This window comes from Roseobacter sinensis, from assembly GCF_025755255.1.
Lineage (GTDB): Bacteria > Pseudomonadota > Alphaproteobacteria > Rhodobacterales > Rhodobacteraceae > Roseobacter > Roseobacter sinensis.
In genome coordinates this window covers 1-980 of the sequence record NZ_JALIEB010000067.1, presented here as the reverse complement: position 1 = coordinate 980, position 980 = coordinate 1, and the positions used below count along the sequence as shown (strand labels likewise).

The 980-nt window shown below is 57.0% G+C and carries 1 protein-coding gene; it reads right to left on the bottom strand.

Annotated features, from left to right (window positions below):
• Window positions 1–56 precede the first annotated feature (56 nt).
• Window positions 57–980: polysaccharide deacetylase family protein (locus MUB52_RS23915; RefSeq protein ID WP_263846666.1), on the bottom strand; the 924-nt coding region annotated here is incomplete at its 5' end.

The following is a 980-nucleotide window of genomic DNA, read 5'->3' as shown; positions in this document are numbered from 1 at the left end:
ATCGACTGTTTTTGGCGCACAGGTATTGGCAGAGTGTTCATGTCCCTTGCCAAAGTCTATTCGCTCGGTTGGCCCATGACCCGCTCGATCTGAGAAAGCCCACGCGGGCCAGCATACCGATTAGGCATCTGGTAGAAGGGGTCCGAAAGCGCCTGCTCGACTGTAATGAACGCCCACCCCTCAGCTTCGTACCAGCCAAGTATATCCCCGAGATGATCTGCGTTGATCTGGTTCATGTGGAGCAGGAGGATATGGGGCACTTCGCGCCGCAGGCCTTCCTGGGCGAGTACCTCAAAATGCTCCGTGCGCTCTTGGATGTGAGCAACATAGGCCGCCACAATTTCTGCCGCAGCCGCATCGTTTCCGCGATCCAGGGCGTCGAGGTACTCAGCGTTATGGCGCCAGTCGTCCGTGTCGATGGTGACAGGTACGTTCACATATCCCAATTCTGACAGTATAGCCTCGGCAGCGGCTTTCGCAGCTTCTGTCTCACCCTCCCTCAAGAACGGGAAACGGTAAAAGCGGCTCGTTCCGATCCAATTGGAAAGTACTTCATCGGTGCGCCGTGTCTCCTCGCGGAACTGTTCCGCGGTGATCGTACCATAGTCCGGGTGAGACCAGCTGTGGTTGCCAATTGTGTGTCCGGCGTCGGCAAAGGCATTCAGCGCCGGGCGTGATCGCCATCCGATCTGTTCTCCTACCGCAAATCCTGTTGCGACAACGTCATGAGCTGCCAGCGCATCGTTCACAGCCTGGATCTGCGCCAAGCCCTCGGATGGTGTCGTGCGTGACGGAAGCACATAGGGCAGATCGTCGAGCGTGATCGCAATCTCTCGCGCTGCGACTGAGCTTGCACAGAACCCGGCAAGAAAAACGCCGACGATTGCCAAGAGGGGGTGGAACGCAGTTTTCATCTCAGTGCCAACTATGCCTTCCGAAGGATCAAACACAATGCAGTTGGCTGGATTCCAGCAAAGCGG